We start from the raw sequence: 24,220 nt of genomic DNA, 5'->3' as shown, positions 1-24,220 counted from the left end.
TGAAGTAATAACTAATCTCTTAACTCGTTGACCCGACCAGTTACCCGGACAGTAAATTGTTTGCAATGGAACATTCAGTATTAAATATCATGATTTCGAAATACAGTCACTTTTCAGGCAAGCACCCTTTTGAATGCAATCTCTTGGAATACTTGAATGATTGTTCCCTCGAATCAACTATTCTTAAAATAAGATCAAAGAAAAATAAAGATGAACGGGACAAATTGAAAGCTGAATTGCCGGGTATAACACCTTCAGCCATTTGCTTTCCCTCACGAAGCGCAAAAAATGTTATTAGGCGTACGGGGTTAATGAGTTTCGATATTGACAACCTTCACCCTAAAAGAATGGACAGTGTAAAACTGATAATATCAACAATGCCATACGTTGCATATTGCGGATTGTCCGCATCTGGCAGGGGCTATTGGGGGCTTGTACGAATCAGCAACCCGGCAAAGTTCGATCAGCATTTCGAGGCCTTACAATTATACTTTAAGACGTTTGGTATTGATCGACCTTACTTTGATATCGCCGTAAAAGATATAGCCCGTTTTAGGTACTATTCAGTCGATAGGAACGCTTATTTTAATCATAGTGCAGTTGTGTTCCCTTATGTATATGAGCCTCATATAAGCCCTAGAAAGCCTTATGATACTAAAACCGTGGGAAGTACTGAAAGCAACGTGTTTGACGATTTTAATAAGAATGGGGATGTTGAAAGCCTTTTAATCTGTCATGGCTGGAAATATCAACCTAAATATGACAAGGGTACAAGGAAACGATACACGAGGCCAGGGAAAAAAGAGGGTGTGTCAGCTGACTTTTGCACTGCACGGAGATTGCTTTATGTTTTCACTGATGCTACCAATTTTCAGCCAGCTAAAGGAGTAAATCCGGTCAATGTTTTTTTGCAACTCGAATGTAATTATGATTGGAAGTTGTGCGCCAAAAAATTAAAAGACATGGGATTCGGTCAACCATAGCGGAATAACAAGTATTTATGAATAAAGTGAATCCATACGAAAACTATAGCCGTGACGAGCTATTAGAATTGGTGAAGGCGAAAAACAAAAAGATCGACAGTCAGCGATCAATGCTTAATCAATTGAGAGAAAAGACTGATAAATTAAAGGCCGACAATAGAAACACCAAACGTGAGAATGTCAAACTGAAAATGGAATTGAACAACCTAAATAAAAGTATTTGTCGGCTTACAATATCCAACAAAGGGCAAATGGGTATCTCCCCCGAATTTGTACAAATAATAATTAATGTGATATTACGTAGTTTCAAGCTCAAGAAAATTATCGAAATCACCAATAATGAGCTATTTTTTTTAATTGTTGCCTATCAACGTGAGTTTTTTACACAAGCTCACTTGAATGAATTTAACTTACAACATGGGCGTAATCCTGACTTTAGATGGCGAAAGGAATTTCGCGATTGCTGCGAGGCTGGGTTGTTTCATAAAGAAAAGATCGGTCGTAAAACTATTTACTTTATCTCATGGCAAGGCCGCGAGCAGTTGAACGACATTTTGGAGTATCTTTATAGTGGTAAAATAAAACGTTCTATAGTTAAGTGCCAAGGTTAATCCCTGCATAAAATTTTCATAGTTTAAGAATGCGGATAGTTAATATTTGCTAAAAAGGATTTTTAATTCCGAAAAATGTACTTAACCATTTGCCCCAAAGCACTCTAATAGTCTAATATGATTAAAAAAAAAATAGTTTCCGATAATTTATTTGAATCCGGTCCGATTGTTCGGGTAAAGATCAAATCAACATTTAAAAATCAAAAAATTGATACTGTAAATAATATACCCGAACGGTTTATCATGCTCGACGCCTTCGTAGATACAGGTGCATCGACGTCCGTTATTGATATTTCTATAATGAATGAAAATATAGTTGTGGAAGAAACCGATTTTGTGGCTAACATGAACTTTATCAATGCCAATAAGCGGCAATTGCCAGTTTATAAAGTTGGAATTGATTTATTAAATAGCGATTTATGCCGAGATACTTTAATTGCTGTTATGGATATGTCTGTCTATAGTTCAAATATCAAAATGCTCATAGGTAGAGATATTTTGCGTAAGTGCATTTTTATTTACAATGGCATAGATAACACTTTTACGTTAGAGCAAAAACTATAAATACCCTATATCTTCTTTACGGCGCTGGTGGAGTTATCCAAAATAAAGCATTTATTTTAGTAATGATATACAGGTTGGGAGGAAGATTAAATAACCTTATAATGAGTAATAAAATGCTTTTCTGTAATTCCAGTTTTGCCTCGTTTTTTCTCAAATGCCGTATTAATTGCAACCTCAAATAAATCCTTAAGATTTAAATTTAAAATACTGCCGTACAGGCTTTCTCCAAACTTTCCAATAAATATCTCTTCGTTAGAAGACTCAAATTTAAATGTGTTTGAAATCGAATCCAACGCCCTAAAGGTTCCCTTAGTGATTGTTTCTTTATTTTCTATAATTTCGAGTTGGTCCAGGTTGTCCAAAATGGTAGCGGCTTTTTTTAAGTCAAAAGCTTCGCGTAATACCTGTTTGTCGACCCAATCCCCGTATTGGACAGATACATTAATATCGTTCTCTTTTACAGTTTTAAGAAATGATGTGTACGCACTTAATAATTCGTCCGATAATTCGATCTTATTGGTTTTTAAATCCTCTATTTTGGTGCTTTTTTCAAATACGTAAAATATCTGATTGGCAATAGACTTCGATTCTGATCCCAATTCGGGGAATAATTCGATAGTTGGTTTTATCGGCTTTAAAAATATACTAAATGATGCCGCTTTGGCATAGGCGAAATTTGTGTCGCCTAATGATTTTACCTTAGCAACTTCTCCTTTCGCTCTTCTTGTTTTATCCCCGCTTCTTCTACTGTCAAACATGGTCAATGCTGTCGCCGCAGAAATATCGCTAAAACTTTTAAGTAACGAACCTAAAATAGAGGTTTGGATGACGCCAAAACCAACTTTTTTGTTTTTAGATTTTATATGAATGTTATATAAGTCGCTACCAACTTTTGCGGATTCTTCAACTATATCAAAAAGTCCATTATCGCGCATACTTCGTGACAATGTATCTAATCGGTTTAACTGAATTTCATTCTTAATATCAGCTAAATTTTTTGATTCGTCTATGTCGAACATAGTATCGGTTGCAGGAATATAATCGTAGGGTAAATCGGAAATATTTGCAAGTGTGCAATTGCTTATTTTGTTTGATATAAAGTCTGTTACAAAAACGGAATGATTTATAGGATTATTTAATAGCTGAAAATATGAAGCCTTATTATTTATAAAGCCGTCCAAATCCTCACCATATGCGCAAAAAATTAAATAACGATGAATATTGTCATTCGATTCAACCCATGACTTTATAAAAATTTGGTTTTCGTCGTCTTTAAATACAGAGATAAGAGGCCAATCATATCGCAATAAGTCACCAACCCATTTAATTTGAAATGGTAACTGATTTAATTCTATGCCCTTAATCTTACGCATCACTATTGATTTAAATTGGTCACTATAACGAATCGATTATTAAATACCGTTTCTTCAAACTCATGGAATGTTACATGTCCACTTCCCGACTTTTGCCCGATAAGCCCATCGTGTTGACAAATAATTCCTTCAGCAACACAAGTCCCGACTCTTTGTGCAAAGTTGGGGGCATTCTTAATAAAATTAGTCAGTTTTTTTTCTGCTTTTCCTTTAGTCATCCAAAATGATAAACCATAGCCAGCACATTTAGATTTACAATCCTCGTGTTCTCTATCCTCGATAAAATTTACGGGTTTGAAATTATCCGGGTGATTTAAATTACTGTGGACGAATCTAAAAACCTGACCGTTGTGAGGTTTAAATTCAGATAAATCAGGGCAATCACACGGCAAATTGTCTATTTCCTTTTGGTATTTAAAACTCATTATAATGGTAAAAGCAGGTTAATTGGTTCGTGATAAATCTAATCCTAATTCAGTTAACAATCAACTCGTTTTATCACCCTTCTTCATATTATAAATTGTTGGAACCTGTAAAGCCTGAAGCTAAATGGTTGTTTATTCTTTCAGGGGGTGATAATAGCATAGCAACTACATACGATCAAATTATTGTTCAACGCTTAACTCATTGGATGAAACACCAGTTTGCCTTTCAAATAATTGATGTACTTTAGTGTCAATTTTTAGGAACTCGTTCAGGATACCGAAACGACCAAATCAAAATCCGAACGCAACGAGAATGATTTTCCGTACGCTACGCGTGGGGTTTATCGCTCGTTGTATGGGGCGCTTGGTCGTGCCTGGTATCCGGTGAGGCCTCACGCTAATTTTTGTGTGGCAAGAGTTTTTAAAAGCAAACTCTAAATCAATATCCACATGAAAACCTTAATTATCACAGCGACTCTTATTTTAACATCTCTGTGCAGTTGGGCACAAAAGTTGGGTTACGAAGACGTTCAAATCGGCTCTAACATTGACAGTATCTATTACCTAAACAAATATCAAATAGTTAAAGGAGATAAAGAAACTGAATTTTTTATTAAAGGTGCTGATCTGAAAATATGCGCAATGGATGTAGCATACTTAAAGGGGGAAATTGATTCAAATAGAACCATAATTAACCTATCGGTTTTTACTAAAGAAAAATTGTATGCAAATTATCGGCAATACGATGATGACTTTTTTAGAACCCTATTTTCGATTAAAAATACGGTAGGAGCAGCGTCATGGGACAATTTAAATAAGCCGGACGGGACACGAACGTTTGGATGGAGATTTAGAGATACTAATACAGTGCTATTTATGAGCGTGAAAGAAATAAGTAGCTTCGCGACAGACTTCAAAGTCAATTATAGTTTCTTTTGGGAAAAATATAAGGAAAACAAAATGTGGTAACTATGAAAACGCTTGTCCTAATATTTATATTCGCGACAACCAATCTGTTATCACGAGCTGAAATACGTCCCGACAGCGTTTATTTATGCATGGGTAAATATTCACACGCCTATCATAGAAATACCTATTGCAAAGGGCTTAGAAACTGCAAGGGCAAATTAATATACGTTTCGCTGCAAGATGCAATAAATAAATACGCGCGCAAACCTTGTGGGTATTGTGAAAAATAACGGTTAATATATTTACTGTAGTGCAATAGAAATTTATCAAAAACATGCCGAGTTGCTTGGGATAGTGCCGGTGTTATAGAACACTATCAACCAAAGGGGAAATATCTGGGGGCAGTGCAGGCGGCGGGGTAGGCATTTTGTTTTGTAATTTGATGGAAATAAGTAATTGAATAGAATAGTATAATTTCCCTAATCCTACACATCCACGTTAGCGGAATAATCACCGTTATTTGCAAGACCGCATACATGAAAAGGTTTCAAAAGTTTCAAAAGGGGGTGGGCTGAAATTTGAAACCGAATTAATAATAATAGAGTAGCTCCTTTCGACAGTTTTATTGAATTATTATTCAAATAGACGATTCTAAGAAAGAAAGTATCATTATAAGCTTAAACTGTACCCAAATTTGTACCCGAATAAACAAAAAACCCCTTAGATGTTATCTAAGAGGTTTTTTTTTGTGGTATCAGCTGGAATCGAACCAGCGACACAAGGATTTTCAGTCCTTTGCTCTACCAACTGAGCTATGATACCATCCCGTTGGGGCTGCAAATGTACTCCGTTTTTTTGTTTATGAAAATTTTTTTTGAAAAAAAGTCTATATTGAGGATTTTAGTCAATCAACATAATCCAACCACTTAACTCAATCAACTCTCACCCTTGGACATTTCAACTTAAAAATTAACTTTGAAAAAATTTACTATGCAAGCATAATGATTGGACAGGTCATATTTATCATCATTCTGGCTGCGGCAATTTATCTGTTTAGCAAAAATGTAGCTAAGATCAGGCGGAACATACTACTAGGCCGTGATACAGACCGTTCGGATAATCTTGCCGAAAGATGGAAAACGATGGCTAAAATTGCCCTCGGTCAAACCAAAATGACCAAACGGCCGCTTGCCGCTGTGATGCACTTTTTTATCTACGTAGGTTTTATCATTATCAATATCGAAGTATTAGAAATACTAATCGATGGGGTGTTTGGATCGCATCGTATCTTTTCTGCTCCACTCGGCGGTTTGTATAATTTGCTGATAGGCGGATTTGAGTTTTTGGCCGTATTGGTGCTGGTAGCCTGTTTTACTTTTTTGATCCGGAGGAATATAGGTCATCTAAAACGCTTTAGCGGTGTCGAGATGACTTCATGGCCAAAATCGGATGCTAACTATATCCTGATCATCGAAATACTGCTGATGACCGCTTTCCTGACCATGAATGCTGCTGATCATAAATTGCAGTTGCTGAACTTCGGTCATTATATTAAGGCTGGTAGTTTCCCGGTAAGTAAGCTGATTAGTCCGCTATTGCCTGATAGCGCAAATCCATTGGAAATCATCGAGCGTGGTTGCTGGTGGTTCCATATCATCGGCATATTGGCTTTCCTAAATTACTTGCCATACTCCAAGCACTTTCATATCCTGCTGGCTTTTCCAAATACGTATTATTCCAATCTGAATCCAAAAGGGAAGTTCACCAATATGGCATCAGTGACCAATGAGGTGAAAGCCATGCTCGATCCCTCGTTTGTTCCTGAAAATAACGGTGAAATAGCTCGGTTTGGAGCTAAGGACGTAACTGATCTGACCTGGAAAAACCTGATGGAAGCTTATACCTGCACTGAATGCGGCAGGTGCACATCGGTTTGCCCGGCTAATCAAACCGGTAAGTTATTATCACCCCGTAAGATCATGATGGATACCCGCGACCGGATAACGGAAGTAGGCAATAGTCTGGATAAAAACGGGAAAGATTATAAAGACGATAAATCGCTGCTGGATAACTATATCACCCGCGAGGAGCTTTGGGCCTGCACCACCTGCAACGCCTGTGTAGAAGCTTGCCCGGTGAATATTAATCCGCTGGAGATCATAACCGAAATGCGCCGCTATATTGTGATGGAGGAATCACAAGCGCCTGCGAGCCTGAACAATATGTTCGGCAACGTAGAAAACAATGGTGCGCCGTGGAAGTATAGCCAGGCGGATAGGTTTAACTGGAAGGAAGAATAGTAGGCAGTTGACAGTAAAATAAATCCGAAATGGAAAATTCGAAATTCGAAATAACAATTCCAACTATGGCCGAAATGATGGCCCAGGGTAAGGAACCTGAAATATTGTTTTGGGTAGGGTGCGCCGGTAGCTTTGATGAGCGTGCGCAGCGCATTACCCGTGATATCTGCAAGATATTAAGTCATGTGGGGATCAGCTTTGCCGTATTGGGTACTGAGGAAGCTTGCACAGGCGATCCGGCTAAACGCGCCGGCAATGAGTTCCTGTTCCAGATGCAGGCCATGATGAATATACAGGTGCTGAATGGCTATAATATCAAAAAGATCGTGACTGGCTGTCCGCATTGCTTCAATACCATTAAAAACGAATACCCTGGTCTGGGTGGTAATTATGAGGTAATCCACCACACCCAGCTGATACAACAATTAATTGACGAAGGCAAACTAAAAGGCGAAGGGGGCGAGAGCTTTAAAGGCAAGCGCATCACTTATCATGATCCCTGTTATTTAGGCAGAGGAAATGAAGTATATGAAGCTCCCCGCAAAGCTTTGCAAATTCTGGATGCTGATCTGGTTGAAATGAAACGTTGCCGCTCAAATGGTTTGTGCTGCGGGGCAGGGGGGGGGCAGATGTTTAAAGAACCCGAAAAAGGGAATAAAGACATCAACATTGAACGCATGACCGACGTACTGGAAAGCAAAGCTACCGTAGTGGCTGCGGCTTGCCCGTTTTGTATGACTATGCTGCGCGATGGTGTAAAAGGTATAGAAAAAGAACAGGAAATACAGGTGCTGGATATAGCCGAGATCACGGCGAGGGCGAATGGTTTATAACTTGGTGTCTTTCAGAAACCTCATTGCATCATTCAGGCTATCCAATTTTTCAGGCGTCATGTCTCTTACTGGGATGGTTAAAACAGTCGCCATAGAATCTATATTGCCTTTGGGGTCGTCGTAGGTTTGTACAATGATATCGTCGTTTATGGTCTTGAATTCCAATTGGCCGTTAGTGGTACTTCCAAGAAAATTTACGCTATCCAGTTTAGTCAGATGGAAGGAAAAATACTCCTGCTTGCCATGTTGATAAGTTTTTCTGAAATGGATAAAATGCTGCGGCGTCACCTCAATTTCCCACTTCTTCAATTTGGTGTCTGTTGAGGCATCAAAAGTCTGCAAAAAGCATCTGTTACTCCAGTCGAGCCATTCTTTTTCGCCCATTTTATAGGTAAAAGCGCAGCAAAACGCTATTGGGATCATTATTGCCACAATTTTAGCTCTAGTAAGAATTGATTTTACCATGACAACATTTTGTACTACTAAAGTTAAGAAATTCGGTATTTTTGTAAATGCGATTTTCTGAACAGTCAAGAGTGTGGATCTACCAATCGGATAGGGAACTATACGATGATGAGGCAAAACAGTTACATGAAATTTTAAACAAATTTGCCTCCGAATGGACAGCTCACAACAATCAACTGAAGGCAAAAGCCGAAATCCGGTATAACCGCTTTCTGATACTGATTGTTGATGAAAGCCAGGCTGGTGCGAGCGGTTGCTCGATTGACAAATCGGTCAACTTCATCAAAGGAATAGAACAAGAATTCGGCATCAGTCTTTTAGACCGCTTTAATCTTGCTTACCGTGAGGGAGAAAAAGTGCTTTCAGCACCGCGTGATGAGTTTGAAGATTTGTTAAGGTCAGGCAAGATCAATTCCAACACGATCGTCTATAACAACCTGGTGCAAAACCTGGGGCAACTGGAAACCAATTGGGAAGTGCCGTTTAAAGACAGCTGGCATAACCAGTTGTTTGGCGACCTTGTTACAAACTAATCTTCGAATCAATCTATCTTATCGATACGTGTTGGCTTCTCATTTGGTGAACTAACAAGGAGATACTTTTTGCCGTTTTCTTCTTTGAAGAGAATATCCATTTTCTCGTTCTCATATATAAAGAAACCATCTTTGGTAAAAGGTACAAGCTTTAGCGGTATGTCACCTTCCTTAAAATAAAGAGCATTATTATCGACATAAAATTTCAGCTTGTCATCCGTGTGGCCGGTAACAGCATAGGTGCCGGTATATTTGATCAGCTCACTTGCAGGTATTTCAATTGGTTTATGCTTAGTACAGTAAAAGAAGGCAATGGCATTTTGCATTACCTGTGCCAGTGCCGCGCCGTGGGCCGCGTTGGGTGTAATGCCGGTTAAAAGATCAAAGTCTTTAAAGTTTTGTTTAGCGACGTACGCTTTGAAGTCATCGATATTTTTTACAACATTATGCTCATATGATCCAACCCCTAAAAACACTTTAGTATTGAGGTCTTTATGAGAAGCAAGATATTTCTGCGCTTCAGGCATTAAATCGTTTCCTCCATTACCGGGTGCACCGATACCAATCATGTTAAATAACCCCGGATGTTCAAATAATGTATAAATAGTAAACATGCCGCCAAGTGAATAGCCATATAACGTTTTGTTATCAGTTACCCGGTATTGCTTTTCTATAAAGGGCATAACCTCTGTCTGTATAAACGCCAGGAATTTCGGTCCTCCTTTTCCAGGATCAAGGTCTCTTGAGCGTTTGTTTGGGCGATTCCCATACCCGATTCCTACTATGAGTGGTTCAGTGGTAATGTTATAATCCTGCCTGAGCATGTTGAAGCAATTCATGGCTACAGTCATGTTCCAGTCACCATCGGTCATATAAAGTACCGGGTATTTGGTTTTTGAGGTATCATATCCTGGCGGGAAATGGATGTATATGGTAAAGTCATCGCCAATGGTTTTTGAAGTAAAATCCCATTGTACGATCTCTTTTTCAACGTATGGGCTCGCAGAAGCGCTCTTTGGCTGACCAAAAACAACAGAACAACTGATAAGGGCAATAAACAGGGTAAAAGGTAAAAGCTTTTTCATAAGGGGTAATTAGTATTTAGCAGACGCAAGAGCGGCCAAAAAGGTGACAATTCAAATTAAATTTTAAAATAGCATTTGGTGATGATAATTACAGAGAATTCCATTAATTTTATTCGTTATGGGACAATTTGACGACCGTATAGACGCTTATATCGCCAAATCAGGTGATTTTGCTAAACCAATTTTAATCCACATCCGCGAGGTGGTTCATAGTGCATCGCCGCAGATTAATGAAACGGTTAAATGGGGCATGCCATTTTTCGATTATAAAGGGCCTATATGTATGATGGCTGCTTTTAAGCAGCATTGTGCCTTTGGGTTCTGGAAGGCTTCAAGATTAAACGACCCTGATCATCTGCTGCAGGGAAGCGACGAAGAAGCCGCAGCGGGGAGTTTTGGGCGTATCAATAAAATGGAAGACCTTCCGTCGGATGAAGCACTGATCGGTTTCATCCATCAAATGATCGCCATAAATGAAAGCGGTATAAAAGAGGTAAAAAAAACGTCAGCTCCGAAAGCTGAAATACCAATGCCTGATGATTTTGATAATCTGCTCAAAAATAACTTAGCAGCAATGGGTAATTACGAAAAATTCAGCCCCTCAAGTAAGCGCGAATACCTCGAATGGTTTGTTGAAGCCAAAACGGATGCTACCCGCGAAAAACGGCTGCAGCAGGCGTTGGAATGGATAGCTGAAGGAAAGACGAGACATTGGAAGTATAAATGAGTTGGAAAGGTTGCAATGGTTATAAACATTGTTGTGGTTATATAGGTCTCTGAAAGACTTAAGCACTTCAACTAATACAACTCTAAAACCTCTTCAACTAAAGTCAAAAATCCAGCGGCCCCAGTCTCCTCATATTCTTCCGTATCAAATACTGGCGGTGTCTTAAATTATCGCTTGGATTAGTAGGCGACCATTTCAGCGGATCGGGGAAAATAGAGGCAATAGCCGCAGCCTGGTAAGTATTCAGGTCACTGGCTGATTTGTGGTAATAATTCTGGGCAGCCGCTTCAACACCATAAATGCCGTCACCCATTTCTATCTCGTTCAGGTATACTTCCATGATGCGTTTTTTGCTCCAGAATAATTCTATCAGGATGGTAAAGTAGGCCTCAAAACCTTTGCGCACATAAGAGCGGCCCGGCCATAGAAAAATATTTTTGGCAGTTTGTTGCGAAATAGTACTTCCGCCTATCAATTTATGACTATGCGAGTTTTTGTCGATTGCTTTTTCCATCGCTTTAAAGTCGAACCCGAAATGGTCCAGGAACTTTTGATCTTCTGCGGCAACGGCAGCACGCTTCATCGGATCAGAAATATCATCGAAATCGATCCACTTTTTGTCGATCTTCCAGTCTTTGCCATCCGCCTTACGCTCAAACCCACGAGTGATCATCAGCCAGGTAACCGGCGGATTAACAAACCGGTACAGCAATACCCATAGGATGCTGATTACAAAGAAAAGAATCAGGGCCAGTTTAAGGATGCGTAGGATAAGTTTCAGGATGCCGCCGCGTTTCATGTTTCGAAAATAATTTATTCATTTCGAATTTCGAATGTTCGATTTCGAATTTATATTATACCCTTATACTGCTTTTAAATAAAAAAGGTGCTTAGCTTTCACTAAACACCTCTAATTTTTTAATTCCGAAATTGTAAATCCGAAATCGAAATCTAAATTATTCCGCTACTACTTCAAACGGAACTTTAACTTTCACTTCTTTGTGCAGGTTCAGATTGGCAGTGTATTCACCAACAAACTTAGGTTCTGCATCAAATGTGATACGGCGGCGGTCAACTTCAAAACCTTCTTTTTTCAAAGCGTCGGCAATCTGAATCGTGTTGATCGCGCCAAATATTTTACCGGTTTCGCCTGCTTTTGCACCGATGGTTAGTTTAACACCTTCCAGTTTAGTTGCAATTGCGTCAGCATCTTTACGGATCTTTTCTTGTTTGAATGCCGCCTGTTTTAGGTTTTCTGCTAAAACTTTGCGGGCAGATTCAGTAGCCAGCGTAGCAAATCCCTGCGGGATAAGATAGTTACGGCCATAACCTGGTTTTACCTTTACGATTTCGTCTTTTTCACCGAGGTTCTTTACGTCTTGTTTTAAAATAACTTCCATTGTTTAAACCTCCTGATTATTTTAAAGAATCTGTTACATAAGGTAATAAACCGATGTGGCGTGCACGCTTCACAGCCTGGGCCACTTTACGCTGAAACTTTAATGAAGTACCGGTAAGACGGCGAGGTAATACTTTACCCTGGTCGTTTACGAACTTTAATAAGAAGTTTGCGTCTTTGTAATCGATGTATTTGATACCGTTTTTCTTAAAGCGGCAGTATTTTTTACGTGTATCGTCCACCTTGGGAGCAGTAACGTATTGGATTTGTTCGTTAGCCATTATTTTGCTGCCTCCTCTGCTTTAACGGTTTTCTTTTGATTGAAAGCGCCACTGCGTTTTTTCTCATTGTAAGCAATAGCGTGTTTGTCCAGCGCAATAGTAAGGAAACGCAATACGCGTTCATCACGTCTGAACTCAATCTCCAATTTATTAATTAATTCACCCGGAGCCTTGTATTCAGTTAAGTGATAGTACCCTGTGTTTTTCTTCTGAATAGGGTACGCTAGTTTCTTCAAACCCCAATTATCCTCCTGGACAATTTCGGCTCCGTTATCTTTTAAGAATTTGCTGTATTTGGCAATAGCCTCTTTAGCAGTCTCTTCAGATAACAACGGGGTAAGAATGATTACGGTTTCGTACTGTTGCATTATCTTGCTTTGTTTTAATGTTTTACCCGTATTAAACGGGCTGCAAATGTAGGTATAGTTTTCTTTTTTTCAAAGAATTTTGGCAGGATATTTTGCCTGATGTATGGCGCAAGGTGATTTTCGTTTTCCAGAGTTGTTGCAGGATGTGGTTGGTGGAATAACAGATGACGAAGTAATCAGATTCGTCCGACATGATTTGTTTGATTATAGGTTACCTTGATTACTGCCAACTGAGATTAGGGCGCCTAGGCGGGCTATCCATTTATATGCCTGCAGGCCCTAGGCACTGGGCCGATATCCATTTCTATCCCCGGCGCAATACGTGGGTTAATTATGTGAAAATTTTTAAAAAAATCGGTGTATGTTTTTTGACAAAACTTATATAACATTGTATATCAATTAACGCAAACGCTAATTTCTAAAATATACGATCATGCTAATCACTGATCTTGAAAACGATGAGGCATTAATAGTTAATTCCTCATGGGGACCTGAAGACGATAACTGGGAAGAAGAGGATGATGAAGATTTTGAGGATGAGGACTTTGACGACAGGATCCAGGATATGGATGACCTGCATGAGATCCAGGCAGATGACGATCTGGGCGAGCCCTCTCTAGATGATGATGATCATTTTCCGGATGAGTATGAAGAAGAGGATGACGAATAATTCTTCGGACTACTAAGAAAAATCAGATTCTTTATTGCATTTTGCAGGGAAATTTTTATTCCTTGTCATGAAACGTTTTTTACTTTGTTTAGCACTTACAGCTATTAGTGCAACTATATCGTACGCCCAAACCCCTGTTATGGGACTGGCAGAAAAGAAAATAACCGACACATTGTGTGATTGTGTTACGAGGTTAGATCTGTCTAAAATAAAAACGAGGGAGGAGGCGATAGCCGCATATACTGATTGCATAGCCAGGCATGCTGATTTGTTTACAGACTTTGCAAAAGAGCGTAACGAAGATGTAATGAACGAAAGTACCGGGGAGAAATTGGGTATGGTCATTGCAAAAGATCTACTTGCAAAAAATTGCCAGCCTTTTATAAAATTATCGTTGTTGACGGTAAAAAAAGACGATGCTAATGCCAATCTATCAAGTGTGTCTGCGGGGCGTTTTAAACGAATTGACAATAAAGGGTTCAATTATATTGTCCTGATAGACAATAACAAACAAGAGACGTCATTTTTGTGGTTAAGGCAATTCACCGGCTCTGAAAATTTTACAGGAGATATGACCTCTTATGTTGGCAAAGAAATGAAGATAGGATGGCAGGAAATTGAGGTTTACTTGCCGCAGGCTAAAGGGTATTATAAAGTAAAAGAGATCACCTCGATCTCAATATTGTAATCATCACATAGAAGAAAGTTTTAGACATTTGTTACCAGTAATTTTAGCATCAATTTTATTCTTTTTATCTTAGCAGCAGTGGATAATTTCATTGTTTCGGCACGTAAATACCGCCCAGCTACCTTTGAAAGTGTTGTAGGTCAGCAGCATATTACCAATACGCTAAAAAACGCGATCAGGAATAACCAGCTTGCGCAGGCATTTTTATTCTGCGGTCCGCGTGGTGTGGGTAAAACTACCTGTGCCCGTATTCTTGCCAAAACCATCAACTGCGAAAATTTGCAACCGAATGGAGAGGCCTGTGGGGTATGTGCGTCTTGTACTTCTTTCCAAAATGGTAATTCATTCAATATCCACGAACTGGATGCAGCCTCCAATAACTCTGTCGACGATATCCGCAGCCTGATCGACCAGGTACGTATACCACCGCAGGCAGGCAGATACAAAATATACATCATTGATGAGGTGCACATGCTGTCGCAGGCTGCATTCAATGCCTTTTTGAAGACGTTGGAAGAACCGCCTCATTATGCCATATTTATATTAGCCACCACCGAGAAGCACAAAATACTTCCGACTATATTGTCGCGCTGTCAGATTTTTGATTTCAACCGTATCCGGGTAGAGGACATGGCCAATCATCTGGCATCGATCGCAAAAAAAGAAAGCATTGAATACGAGCCGGACGGGTTACATATAATCGCCCAAAAAGCTGATGGTGGTTTGCGCGACGCGCTGTCGATGTTTGATCAAATCGTTAGCTTTTCAGATGGTAATGTTACGTATAGGACAGTAATCGATAATCTGAATATCCTTGATTACGATTACTACTTTAATATCATCGATAGCCTGTTAAAAGAAGATACAGCAGGTACTTTATTATTATTTGATGAGATTTTGGCAAAAGGTTTTGACGGCGCTCATTTTATATCAGGTTTGTCGGAGCATTTCCGCAATCTGCTGGTAAGTAAGGATGCAACCACATTAAAATTGCTCGAGGTAAGCGAAGGTATTAAGGCTAAATATTTGCAGCAATCGCAGGCCTCTTCGGTATCTTTCCTGTTGTCAGCAATGAATATTGCCAACCAGTGCGATCTGAGTTATAAGCTGAGCAAGAACCAGCGTTTACAGGTAGAACTTGCCCTGCTCAAGATGTGTCATTTGCCTTCGGCATTCAATATGCTCACCGCACCAGCCGGAGAAATGACTGTCAGCCAGCCGGCTGAACAGGTAAAAAAAAAACCTGATACCTCAGCAGTAAGTCATCCCCCGGCCCCAAAAGTTGAGAGTGCTGCGCCACCAACAATCACCCGGCCCGTTGAACAGAATACACCTCAGCCACCAACGCCGGTTAAAGAACCTATAACGAATGGGAGCGAACAGACAGTCGCTGAAAAGCCCAAGGTGTTTATTCCAAATCAGCATTCAGCGTCGACATCTATTAAGATACCCTCATTAAAAGATCTTGGTAAAGCAACCGCTGCTGAAATGGCAGAGGAGGAGGACCCTTATATAAAAGGTGATGCGGCAGAGGATTTTACTATGGATGCTTTCCTGAAGCATTGGAGCGATTATGCTGCTAAATTGAAAGCCGACGGAAATATGACCCTTGTGACAATATTTACTTCTAATGCCCCGGTGATGCTGAAGCCTTATGAGTTTGAGGTTATTTTAGCCAACAAAACTCAGGAAAACCAGTTCAGGGATGATAAGCACAATCTGCTTAACTTTTTGCGTGTAGGTTTGAGAAATTTTAATATCGAAGTTACTACACGCATTGACGAGATCAAAGCAGCTAAACGCCCATATACCACAACAGAAAAGTATCAGCACATGGCAAATAAAAATCCACAGCTCGCTGAATTAAGGCGTCGTTTTAATCTTGATCTGGATTAATTGTCAAACCCCCAAACCAGATATTCCGAAGTCAGACTTCTTACTTCATTTTTTTCGGTCATTCTTCGGATAGCCCTCCTCGTCCAAATCTGTTCGGCTATCTTCAGGAGTGCGCGAAAGAACGTCATCAATCGGATCGACATCTACAATCTTTCCTTTACTGTCTATATGCATACCTAACTGATCGACATCGGTTTCGAGTGATTCGTTGGGGATATATTCATCTGCCGTATCGAAAGGATTGGCTTCATCATAAGTGGAATAGATATCAGAGCCATTTTTCGCTGAAGTATGATACGGGTCGGGATGATCATAGTCCGGGTCGTCGCTTTCTACATCATATTCAAAGCTGTCATCATCATCGTTAAAATTCAGGTTCTCTACATTTGATGTTTCACCCAAATCATCCTTTAATATCCTGTCCCTGTCGGAATTTTCGTCATCAAATTCCGGGTAGAATGTTCTCTTTGCCATAACTTATCCTTTCTTATTTAACAATAAAGTTCGGCTAAGGATTTGAGAAAATGATATAATTCTGCGATTAAAAATTAATCTGCTTGCGGTAAGAAGTTACCTCGCCAAGGGAGAATTTTACGCCTATGGTGAATTGGGTATAGGCATCGTTGAGATGACCGGCTTTAAAGCCATCCAGTTCGTCGCCAAATACCATATTATACTGATACCCAATATCCAGTTTTATGTCGGGGCGTTGATATTTGTTAAAAAACTTAAACTCGTAACCGATACGAAATGGAACAAATAGCTGGCTTGCCTTATTTAGGCCTGGTGTATAATAACCCGGATATTGCACCGAATACCTGTTTATACTGGATATTTCGTCATAAATTATACCGACACCGGCGCCTGCATACAGGTTTTTTAAAGCATTGGCCAGGCCGTCTCTCGAATAATCGATCAGTTCACCAGCCTGCAGTTGCAATCTGAGGGCATAATATTGATAATCAGCAGCGAACTGGCGACCAAGTGGATCATTAATGGCATCACCACCAGCCAGTTTGCCGAATTGCGCCTCAAAAATATAATTGACAAAAGGGCTCTGATTGTAGGTGAAATTGAAGTTGACGCCCTTGGTGCTTTTGACCGTAACCACATCCCCATAAAACTGGTTAAAGCCTACGGAGAAGCCGATATCATATTTTCCGTAGTCATAACCAATCTGGGCCTTTGAGATGAGAGAAGTTAAACATGTAAGGAGAGTTAAAAGTGCAGTTCTTACAATAAGTTTCGTCATAATCAGAGGGTAGCCCTATCTATGGCAAGCGGGATATCTATTTAAATATGTCACAATTTTATAAAAATAACTTGAATGTTTCATTAATTAACGCTGAAAATGAAATATTTGTTCAATAGGCCTAATAATAATTTCAACAAAGTATTTCACAAATAGGAACACCATTTTTTTATATTTGAGCCCTTTTAAAACAGAAAACAAAACCAGGTTATGTCAAAAATTAAAGTAGCAAATCCCGTTGTAGAGCTTGACGGTGATGAAATGACCAGAATTATATGGAAATTTATTAAGGATAAACTGATCACCCCGTATCTTGATCTGGATATAAAATATTACGATTTAGGTATTGAATACCGCGACCAGACAGACGACCAGGTAACTATTGATGCAGCAAATGCAATTAAAAAATATGGTGTAGGTATCAAATGCGCCACTATTACTCCTGACGAAGCACGTGTAAAAGAGTTTAACCTGAAACAAATGTGGAAATCGCCAAACGGAACTATCCGTAATATATTGGATGGTACGGTTTTCCGTGAACCAATCGTTATGTCTAATGTTCCGCGTTTAGTTCCAAACTGGACTGCACCTATCTGCATCGGCCGTCACGCATTTGGTGATCAGTACCGCGCTACCGACTTTTTAACCAAAGGTAAAGGCAAGCTGACTATTACTTTCACCCCTGAAGATGGTGGCGAAGTACAATCATACGAAGTATTCAACTTTAAGAGTGATGGCGTTGCGCTGGCAATGTACAACACTGACGAATCGATCAAAGGATTTGCCCGTGCGTGCTTTAACCAGGCTTTATTGAAGAAATGGCCTCTATATCTGTCTACTAAAAATACCATCCTTAAAAAATACGATGGCCGTTTCAAAGATATCTTCCAGGAAATTTATGAGAATGAATTTAAACTGGAGTTTGAAGCAAACCAACTGACCTACGAACACCGCCTCATCGATGACATGGTTGCATCAGCACTGAAATGGCATGGTAACTTTGTTTGGGCTTGTAAAAACTACGACGGAGACGTACAGTCAGACACCGTTGCACAAGGTTTCGGTTCATTGGGTTTAATGACTTCAACTTTAGTTACTCCTGACGGCAAAACCATGGAAGCTGAAGCTGCTCATGGTACCGTTACCCGTCACTACCGCGACCACCAGGCAGGTAAACCGACCTCTACCAACCCAATTGCATCAATCTTTGCTTGGACAAGAGGTTTGGAATTCCGCGGAATGCTGGACGACAACAAAGAACTGATCAAATTCTGCAAAACGTTGGAAGAAGTTTGTATCGAAACCGTTGAAAGCGGCAAAATGACCAAGGACCTTGCGATCACTATAAAACCAAAAGTGGAGCACGGAACAGATTACCTGTACACCGAAGAATTCCTTGAGGCAATTGACGAGAATCTGAAGAAAAGGTTAGGTAAATAATAAATGTGGTGGAGAGACGCGATACATCGCGTCTCTCCTAAGATATAATAGAAGTCTGCCTGGTAACATGCGGACTTTTTATTTTCCAAACGTCAATCGCTTTTCGCTGTTTACTGTATAACTTATACATTTGCGCAAAATCAAATATCGATGTCAGCATTATATCCTTTAAAATTTAAAACCATTTATAAAGACAAGATTTGGGGCGGTCAGAAAATCAAAACCTATCTGCATAAAGATTTCGGCAGCCTGCCAAACTGCGGTGAGACCTGGGAAATATCAGGGGTTAAGTCGGATGTTTCAGTTGTTGCAAACGGTGAATTGGAAGGGCAGTCGCTGGCAGATCTGCTGGAAAAATATCAGGATAAACTAGTAGGCAAAAAGGTTTATGATCATTTTGGTAATATCTTTCCGTTACTTGTAAAGTTTATCGATGCTAATGATGACCTGTCGATACAAGTGCACCCGGATGATGAGCTGGCAAAGAAACGTCACAATTCGTTCGGGAAAACTGAAATGTGGTATGTGATCGAGGCTGATCCGGGTTCGACTTTAATATCAGGCTTTAATCAGCAGGTAAGCGAGCAGATTTATGTAGATAAACTGAACACCGGCCACATTATGGATATCCTGAACCGCGAGGATGTCTCAGCTGGCGATGTTTTCTTTTTGCCTGCTGGCAGGGTGCATACCATTGGCAAAGGTTTATTAATTGCTGAAATACAGCAAACTTCAGATATTACTTATCGTATCTATGATTTTGACCGTGTGGATGACAAGGGTCAAAAGCGCGAATTGCATACCGAAGAAGCATTAGCTGCTATCGACTATAACTTCTATCCGGAATATAAAACCAAATATCAGGCTGAAAAGAATGAAACGGTAAAATTGGTGACGTGCCCATATTTCACTACCAATATCCTCGATTTCACAGAGGATACTTCCAAAGATTACTCAAGGTTGGATTCCTTCGTTATTCATGTTTGCGTTGAAGGTGAGTATATCATTGAAACTAATGGACAGCAATATCCTGTAAAACTGGGAGAGTGTATCCTGCTTCCAAAAACAATTGACGCAGTTGAATTAAAAACTACGAAAGGCTTTAAGATACTGGAAAGCTTTATTGAATAAGAAGTGAATAGTCAATAGTGAGTAATGAATAGTGAATGTCTTTTCAATTGACTATTCACTAAACCAACTTAATCGTAAACTTCGTCCCCTCATTCACCTTGCTTTCAACGCTGATCGAGCCGCCAAGGGCTTCAATTTGGTTGCGGGTAATGAACAGGCCAATGCCCTTAGCTTCAGGGTGGTTATGGAAGGTCTTGTACATACCAAATATGCTGTCACCATAACGTTCCATATCTATACCCATGCCATTGTCCTGAAAGTACAGGTAAATATGGCTACCGTCTCTTGCTGTGCTGCATTTGATGAGAGGCGCGCGTGCCGGATCACGATATTTCAGGGCGTTGGTTAGCAGGTTCTGTAAGACACTTTCAAGGTATGCCGGTATGTAATTTACGTCGGGTGCTTTGCTAAAATCGTATTCGATCTTAGCGTGCGTGGACTCGATATTGCTTTCAAGCGCTGACATCACGGTTTTGAAAGTTGTTTCAAAATCCAGACGTTTACGTTCCTTGCCAATCTCTGTTTGTATTTTTACGATCTCGCTCAGATGATCGATGGTAGTTTTTAAACTTTCGCTGATCGATTTGATGTGAGCGAAGATCTCCTTCTTGTCGTCGGCAACATCGGTCTGGTCGTGAAGGTTCACCATAAACTGCAGATTACCTGTATGCGAACGCAGGTTGTGCGATACGATGTAAGCAAAGTTTTGCAGACGTTTGTTTTGATCGCTTAGCAGGTTAACTGCATTCTGAACATCCATCTCCTTCTTTTTGATGTAGTCGATGTTCTGAAATATACAGCGCGCTGTGATGCACTGACCAAATTCGTCAATAACGGCAATACCTCTTGCGCGCAGCCATATCTGGTTATTGCGTGCAGTTCGGAACAAAAGCTCAAGATCAAAAGGCTGCGAATATTTGATGATGTTATCTATAGCAGCGCTTATTGCCTCGCGGTATTGCGACTCGAAGAAGCTGATGGTCTCTTCGATGGTTAGCTTAACTTTATCCTGAAGTTCGAATATATCATAAGCTTCGCGTGACAGGGTAATAGTCCTGCTTTTAACGTCAATCTCCCAGCCGCCAACTTTGGCTACTTTAATGGTCTCTTTAAAGAGAAAATCGTTGCGGTTGGCCTGGAGCTCTAATAACTTAAAGTCGTGAATATCTACTATCGAACCGGTGATTTTGGGCTCGGCTTTGTCTCCCCATTTTTTTATAGTGCTCTCAAACCAGCGATAGCCTTTTCTTTTGGTTAAAAGGCGTATCAATACGGTTTCGGCCGGGTCACTAAGATGTCTGTTTAATGATCTCTGGAATACAGGTTTATCTTCGTAATAGAGAAGATTTTCAAAGAAGAAGTCGTACGTGTTAGGTATATCACCCGGATCATATCCTAAAATAGAATAGAAACCGGAAGACCATTTCACGTCTTTCGTGATGATGTTATACTCCCAGATACCTGTGTTTATTGCGTTAATAAGGTCGGTAACGTGGAAATCGCCATCATAAGAAAACTTGTCTCCTTCTGTAACGCTCATATTTTCAGATAGTTCACAATAATTTTATGATGGTTAAAGTATACTTTAGTCATTAGTTCAAATTAATTACATGACGGGTTTTGTCATCGTAACAGCTTAGGATAACAAATTAGATACCAATCATTTAAAGCGAAAAAATAAGGATTAAATGTATCTCTTATTTACTTCATTTACAATTGGTTATTTTACGTTGAAAAGGGGTATAAAGTTCTGCTCCTGAATATGATTTTGCATTTTTCCCCGTGTTATGCGCGTTAAAATGGGAAATAAATTGCCCACATATTATTGACGTTCAAATAAGTAGACGAGTAGCTGTTAAGCGGAAATTTTATGAAAAAAATGCCGGGGCTTTTGTTTGTTTAATCAGTAAAACTTTTCTTTTGGAGTTTCTTATGCGTTTCCACCGTTTGCATTAAAGCTGCCGATCCATACCAGGGGTGCAGTTCCATTACCAATGAACCGGCCTGTATTGCCGGATCGGTCTCGGTTAGTTTCTTTGCTTCTTCAATGGTGCTTACGTTGAAAATGAAAATACCCTTTATAGGCTGATCATCCATAAACGGACCTGCAACGATGAGTTTACCTTCATTGGCCAAACGGCCGATGTTTTTTTAGTGGGCCATCTGCAGCTTCATGCGCGCGGCAGAGTCTGTCAGACGATGCGGGCCTTCCTTTAAAAATGCCATGACATATTGCTTCATACCATAATCATCAGCTCCGAGTTTTTGAGCCAATTGAGGGTCGTATTGAGAATTTTTTGATTGCGCGAAACAATTGATGCTACCGAGTAATAATAGCGCGATAAGCAGGTTACGTATCATGATTAAATTGATTAGCAGGATAAATTTACTAAACACCGAACTTTTTTTCAAATTCTGCCAAAGCATCTTTGGCTATCCATTTGGCAGATTTGCTATCTTGTTGGGCTACCCGTTTGGCACATTCAATAGCGACCACACGAAGCTCTTTATTTCTTTTACCCATCTGCCTTAAGGCCCAGTTGACAGCTTTCTTTACAAAGTTTCTTTCATCCCATGCTTCGCTTTCGATGACTGGAAAGAATTGCATTAATTCCTGATTACGTACTTTTTTATTATGTACCTGCATTTCAGCCATCAGCACAAAGCCTGCACGCTTAATATATTCTTTTTCAGATCGACTGTATTCCAAAGCTTTTTCAATCGCATAAGGCGTGCGTACAAAAAGATTTCCGCACACCTGGTCGCATACCTCCCATGAATTGAAATCCGACACCCAATGATCCATCTGTTGTTGGGTAACCTCTTTACGATCATCAACCAGCGATGCGAGTATCTGGCACTCGCGTATACCAGTTCCCCATAAATGAAGCGCCAAAGAATGGTCTTTTTTGATTTCCTTAGCCAGCTTCCGGATTTCAGGCATAGTAACGCCCATAGCTCTTGTCGTATCAATACCATAACGGCTCATACCCTCAAGGCGGGATGCATCTGCTCTTAGTTTTAATTGGTCTATTACTTCAGTAACATTCACACAAGAAAATTAAACAAAAAAGCCGGGATGCCCCGGCTCAAAAATCTCATATCTCAAATCTATTTCAAAGATTTCCTCTCAAGTCCTGCTCATGCTCTATTGCTTCAAAAAGCGCTTTAAAATTGCCTGCGCCAAATGATTTGGCTCCTTTTCGCTGAATGATCTCAAAAAACACTGTAGGCCTGTCTTCCAGTGGTTTGGTAAAAATCTGTAACAGGTAACCTTCATCATCACGGTCAACTAAAATACCTAACTCTTTCAATGGAGCCAGGTCTTCATCAATATGACCTACACGACTCAAAAGGTCATCATAATAAGTGGTTGGTACGTGTAAAAACTCAACACCACGATTCTTTAATTCCATTACTGTCTCAACAATATGATCGGTAGCCAGCGCCAGATGTTGTACGCCTTCACCTTCATAAAACTCCAGGTATTCTTCTATCTGCGATTTTTTTTTGCCTTCAGCAGGCTCATTGATCGGGAATTTAACATAGCCGTTGCCATTGCTCATTACCTTACTCATCAATGCAGAATATTCAGTCGAGATCATCTTATCATCGAAAGTCAGGATGTTTTTAAAGCCCATCACCTCCTCATAAAAGTTCACCCAGTCATTCATTTTATGCCAGCCAACATTGCCTACGCAATGGTCAACATACATCAATCCGGTAGGAGCAGGGTTATAATTGGTATGCCATTCCTGGTAGCCCGGCAAAAATATGCCGGTATAATTCTTGCGTTCTACGAACAGATGCACGGTTTCTCCATAAAGCTTAATGCCGCTTGTGCGGACCTCGCCGTGTTCATCCTTTAGCGTTTGCGGTTGCTGATAAGGCTGTGCTCCGCGCTTGGTGGTCTGCTCAAATGCATCATAAGCATCATCCACCCACAAAGCCAGTACTTTTACGCCGTCGCCATGCTTTTTCAGGTGATCAGCGATAGGGTGATCGGAATGCAGAGGAGTAGTCAATACCAGGCGTATCTTGTCCTGTTTCAATACATAGGATGCCCTGTCACGAACACCTGTTTCCGGTCCGGCATAGGCCAGGCTCTGAAAGCCGAAAGCCGTTTTATAAAAATGCGCTGCCTGCTTGGCATTGCCTACGTAAAATTCAACGTAATCTGTACCGTTCAACGGTAAAAAATCAGCTGATTGTGGTTTCTTATCTAAGGTTAGTGTTTCCATTTTTTAATTAGTTGTATTGGTTGTAAGGGTTGTAAATGTTATAGAG

At 40.1% G+C, this 24,220-nt stretch carries 28 protein-coding genes and 1 tRNA gene; 13 read left to right on the top strand and 16 right to left on the bottom strand.

Annotated features, from left to right (window positions below; all coding sequences use genetic code 11):
- The first annotated feature begins 65 nt into the window (after nt 1-65).
- The 3 genes from Q3A68_RS13720 (at nt 66) to Q3A68_RS13710 (ending at nt 2,158) form a co-directional block, all read left to right on the top strand.
- Nucleotides 66-983: a BT4734/BF3469 family protein gene (locus Q3A68_RS13720; protein ID WP_368045678.1), complete on the top strand. Its 918-nt coding sequence runs from the start codon at nt 66-68 to the stop codon at nt 981-983.
- A 17-nt stretch (nt 984-1,000) separates the two neighbouring features.
- Complete coding sequence (locus Q3A68_RS13715; RefSeq protein ID WP_302901672.1) at nt 1,001-1,594, top strand: hypothetical protein; 594 nt, start codon at nt 1,001-1,003, stop codon at nt 1,592-1,594.
- 117 nt (nt 1,595-1,711) lie between these two features.
- The gene (locus Q3A68_RS13710; protein WP_302901671.1) at nt 1,712-2,158 is read left to right on the top strand and encodes a pepsin/retropepsin-like aspartic protease family protein; all 447 of its coding nucleotides are present in this window, start codon (nt 1,712-1,714) and stop codon (nt 2,156-2,158) included.
- Nucleotides 2,159-2,244: 86 nt separating this feature from the next.
- Here Q3A68_RS13710 and Q3A68_RS13705 read toward each other — a convergent pair whose 3' ends face one another.
- Together Q3A68_RS13705 and Q3A68_RS13700 are read right to left on the bottom strand one after the other, a co-directional pair.
- Entirely contained in the window at nt 2,245-3,531 is a 1,287-nt protein-coding gene (locus Q3A68_RS13705) for a hypothetical protein (protein WP_302901670.1), read from the bottom strand.
- Nucleotides 3,532-3,533: 2 nt separating this feature from the next.
- Nucleotides 3,534-3,956 carry a hypothetical protein gene (locus Q3A68_RS13700; RefSeq protein WP_302901669.1) on the bottom strand — a complete coding sequence of 141 codons (423 nt, stop codon included), beginning with the start codon at nt 3,954-3,956 and terminating at the stop codon, nt 3,534-3,536.
- Between the two features lie 450 nt (nt 3,957-4,406).
- Between Q3A68_RS13700 and Q3A68_RS13695 the strand changes: the two genes are divergently transcribed.
- Nucleotides 4,407-4,925, top strand: coding sequence for a hypothetical protein (locus tag Q3A68_RS13695; protein ID WP_302901668.1), 519 nt, complete (start codon nt 4,407-4,409; stop codon nt 4,923-4,925).
- Nucleotides 4,926-5,614: 689 nt separating this feature from the next.
- On the opposite strand, the gene Q3A68_RS13690 is transcribed toward Q3A68_RS13695, so the two are convergent.
- A tRNA-Phe gene (locus tag Q3A68_RS13690) sits at nt 5,615-5,687 on the bottom strand.
- A 179-nt stretch (nt 5,688-5,866) separates the two neighbouring features.
- Between Q3A68_RS13690 and Q3A68_RS13685 the strand changes: the two genes are divergently transcribed.
- Both Q3A68_RS13685 and Q3A68_RS13680 read left to right on the top strand, forming a co-directional pair.
- A complete protein-coding gene (locus Q3A68_RS13685) occupies nt 5,867-7,165 on the top strand; it encodes a 4Fe-4S dicluster domain-containing protein (RefSeq protein WP_302901667.1) in 1,299 nt (432 codons plus the stop codon).
- 29 nt (nt 7,166-7,194) lie between these two features.
- On the top strand, nt 7,195-7,998 hold the full coding sequence (locus Q3A68_RS13680; protein WP_302901666.1) for a (Fe-S)-binding protein: 804 nt from the start codon (nt 7,195-7,197) through the stop codon (nt 7,996-7,998).
- Here the strand turns inward: Q3A68_RS13680 and Q3A68_RS13675 are convergent.
- Nucleotides 7,993-8,421, bottom strand: coding sequence for a hypothetical protein (locus Q3A68_RS13675; protein ID WP_302901665.1), 429 nt, complete (start codon nt 8,419-8,421; stop codon nt 7,993-7,995). The genes Q3A68_RS13680 and Q3A68_RS13675 overlap by 6 nt on opposite strands.
- Nucleotides 8,422-8,510: 89 nt before the next feature.
- On the opposite strand from Q3A68_RS13675, the gene Q3A68_RS13670 reads away from it, so the two are divergent.
- A complete protein-coding gene (locus Q3A68_RS13670) occupies nt 8,511-8,996 on the top strand; it encodes an ABC transporter ATPase (protein ID WP_302901664.1) in 486 nt (161 codons plus the stop codon).
- 8 nt (nt 8,997-9,004) lie between these two features.
- Here Q3A68_RS13670 and Q3A68_RS13665 read toward each other — a convergent pair whose 3' ends face one another.
- Nucleotides 9,005-10,081 (bottom strand): alpha/beta hydrolase, encoded by a 1,077-nt coding sequence (locus Q3A68_RS13665; protein ID WP_302901663.1) that lies wholly within the window; start codon nt 10,079-10,081, stop codon nt 9,005-9,007.
- A gap of 118 nt (nt 10,082-10,199) precedes the next feature.
- Here Q3A68_RS13665 and Q3A68_RS13660 point away from each other — a divergent pair, with 118 nt between their 5' ends.
- Nucleotides 10,200-10,808: a YdeI/OmpD-associated family protein gene (locus tag Q3A68_RS13660; RefSeq protein WP_302901662.1), complete on the top strand. Its 609-nt coding sequence runs from the start codon at nt 10,200-10,202 to the stop codon at nt 10,806-10,808.
- Nucleotides 10,809-10,911: 103 nt separating this feature from the next.
- Here the strand turns inward: Q3A68_RS13660 and mtgA are convergent, their stop codons facing one another.
- The 4 genes from mtgA to rpsF form a co-directional block, all read right to left on the bottom strand.
- Nucleotides 10,912-11,607: a monofunctional biosynthetic peptidoglycan transglycosylase gene (gene mtgA, locus Q3A68_RS13655; protein WP_302901661.1), complete on the bottom strand. Its 696-nt coding sequence runs from the start codon at nt 11,605-11,607 to the stop codon at nt 10,912-10,914.
- A 157-nt stretch (nt 11,608-11,764) separates the two neighbouring features.
- Nucleotides 11,765-12,208 carry a 50S ribosomal protein L9 gene (gene rplI, locus Q3A68_RS13650; protein ID WP_302901660.1) on the bottom strand — a complete coding sequence of 148 codons (444 nt, stop codon included), beginning with the start codon at nt 12,206-12,208 and terminating at the stop codon, nt 11,765-11,767.
- Nucleotides 12,209-12,224: 16 nt separating this feature from the next.
- Nucleotides 12,225-12,488, bottom strand: a complete 264-nt coding sequence (gene rpsR / locus Q3A68_RS13645; RefSeq protein ID WP_302901659.1) for a 30S ribosomal protein S18 — start codon at nt 12,486-12,488, stop codon at nt 12,225-12,227.
- Entirely contained in the window at nt 12,488-12,856 is a 369-nt protein-coding gene (gene rpsF / locus Q3A68_RS13640) for a 30S ribosomal protein S6 (protein WP_302901658.1), read from the bottom strand. Before rpsF ends, rpsR begins: the two co-directional genes overlap by 1 nt.
- A 433-nt stretch (nt 12,857-13,289) precedes the next feature.
- On the opposite strand from rpsF, the gene Q3A68_RS13635 reads away from it, so the two are divergent.
- The 3 genes from Q3A68_RS13635 to Q3A68_RS13625 all read left to right on the top strand — a co-directional run bounded on the left by Q3A68_RS13635 (nt 13,290) and on the right by Q3A68_RS13625 (nt 16,110).
- Nucleotides 13,290-13,526, top strand: a complete 237-nt coding sequence (locus Q3A68_RS13635) for a hypothetical protein (protein ID WP_302901657.1) — start codon at nt 13,290-13,292, stop codon at nt 13,524-13,526.
- Between the two features lie 67 nt (nt 13,527-13,593).
- Nucleotides 13,594-14,214: a hypothetical protein gene (locus Q3A68_RS13630; protein WP_302901656.1), complete on the top strand. Its 621-nt coding sequence runs from the start codon at nt 13,594-13,596 to the stop codon at nt 14,212-14,214.
- 78 nt (nt 14,215-14,292) lie between these two features.
- A complete protein-coding gene (locus tag Q3A68_RS13625) occupies nt 14,293-16,110 on the top strand; it encodes a DNA polymerase III subunit gamma/tau (RefSeq protein ID WP_302901655.1) in 1,818 nt (605 codons plus the stop codon).
- Between the two features lie 45 nt (nt 16,111-16,155).
- On the opposite strand, the gene Q3A68_RS13620 is transcribed toward Q3A68_RS13625, so the two are convergent.
- Both Q3A68_RS13620 and Q3A68_RS13615 read right to left on the bottom strand, forming a co-directional pair.
- Nucleotides 16,156-16,584: a hypothetical protein gene (locus Q3A68_RS13620; protein ID WP_302901654.1), complete on the bottom strand. Its 429-nt coding sequence runs from the start codon at nt 16,582-16,584 to the stop codon at nt 16,156-16,158.
- A gap of 67 nt (nt 16,585-16,651) precedes the next feature.
- Entirely contained in the window at nt 16,652-17,362 is a 711-nt protein-coding gene (locus Q3A68_RS13615) for a hypothetical protein (protein WP_302901653.1), read from the bottom strand.
- Between the two features lie 210 nt (nt 17,363-17,572).
- Between Q3A68_RS13615 and Q3A68_RS13610 the strand changes: the two genes are divergently transcribed.
- Both Q3A68_RS13610 and Q3A68_RS13605 read left to right on the top strand, forming a co-directional pair.
- Complete coding sequence (locus Q3A68_RS13610) at nt 17,573-18,802, top strand: NADP-dependent isocitrate dehydrogenase (protein WP_302901652.1); 1,230 nt, start codon at nt 17,573-17,575, stop codon at nt 18,800-18,802.
- A gap of 150 nt (nt 18,803-18,952) precedes the next feature.
- Nucleotides 18,953-19,933, top strand: a complete 981-nt coding sequence (locus Q3A68_RS13605; RefSeq protein WP_302901651.1) for a type I phosphomannose isomerase catalytic subunit — start codon at nt 18,953-18,955, stop codon at nt 19,931-19,933.
- A 58-nt stretch (nt 19,934-19,991) separates the two neighbouring features.
- Here the strand turns inward: Q3A68_RS13605 and Q3A68_RS13600 are convergent, their stop codons facing one another.
- The 5 genes from Q3A68_RS13600 to hppD form a co-directional block, all read right to left on the bottom strand.
- The gene (locus Q3A68_RS13600) at nt 19,992-21,473 is read right to left on the bottom strand and encodes a PAS domain-containing sensor histidine kinase (protein WP_302901650.1); all 1,482 of its coding nucleotides are present in this window, start codon (nt 21,471-21,473) and stop codon (nt 19,992-19,994) included.
- 359 nt (nt 21,474-21,832) lie between these two features.
- Complete coding sequence (locus Q3A68_RS13595; protein ID WP_302901649.1) at nt 21,833-22,069, bottom strand: YciI family protein; 237 nt, start codon at nt 22,067-22,069, stop codon at nt 21,833-21,835.
- A gap of 15 nt (nt 22,070-22,084) precedes the next feature.
- Nucleotides 22,085-22,294, bottom strand: a complete 210-nt coding sequence (locus Q3A68_RS13590; RefSeq protein WP_302901648.1) for a hypothetical protein — start codon at nt 22,292-22,294, stop codon at nt 22,085-22,087.
- A 28-nt stretch (nt 22,295-22,322) separates the two neighbouring features.
- Nucleotides 22,323-22,985 (bottom strand): DNA alkylation repair protein, encoded by a 663-nt coding sequence (locus Q3A68_RS13585; RefSeq protein ID WP_302901647.1) that lies wholly within the window; start codon nt 22,983-22,985, stop codon nt 22,323-22,325.
- 64 nt (nt 22,986-23,049) lie between these two features.
- The gene (gene hppD, locus Q3A68_RS13580; protein ID WP_302901646.1) at nt 23,050-24,174 is read right to left on the bottom strand and encodes a 4-hydroxyphenylpyruvate dioxygenase; all 1,125 of its coding nucleotides are present in this window, start codon (nt 24,172-24,174) and stop codon (nt 23,050-23,052) included.
- Between the last annotated feature and the right edge of the window lie 46 nt (nt 24,175-24,220).

This window comes from Mucilaginibacter tolerans (assembly GCF_030519375.1).
Lineage (GTDB): Bacteria > Bacteroidota > Bacteroidia > Sphingobacteriales > Sphingobacteriaceae > Mucilaginibacter.
The sequence above is the reverse complement of the archived record's forward strand: the minus strand, read 5'-3'. Positions and strand labels throughout refer to the sequence as shown.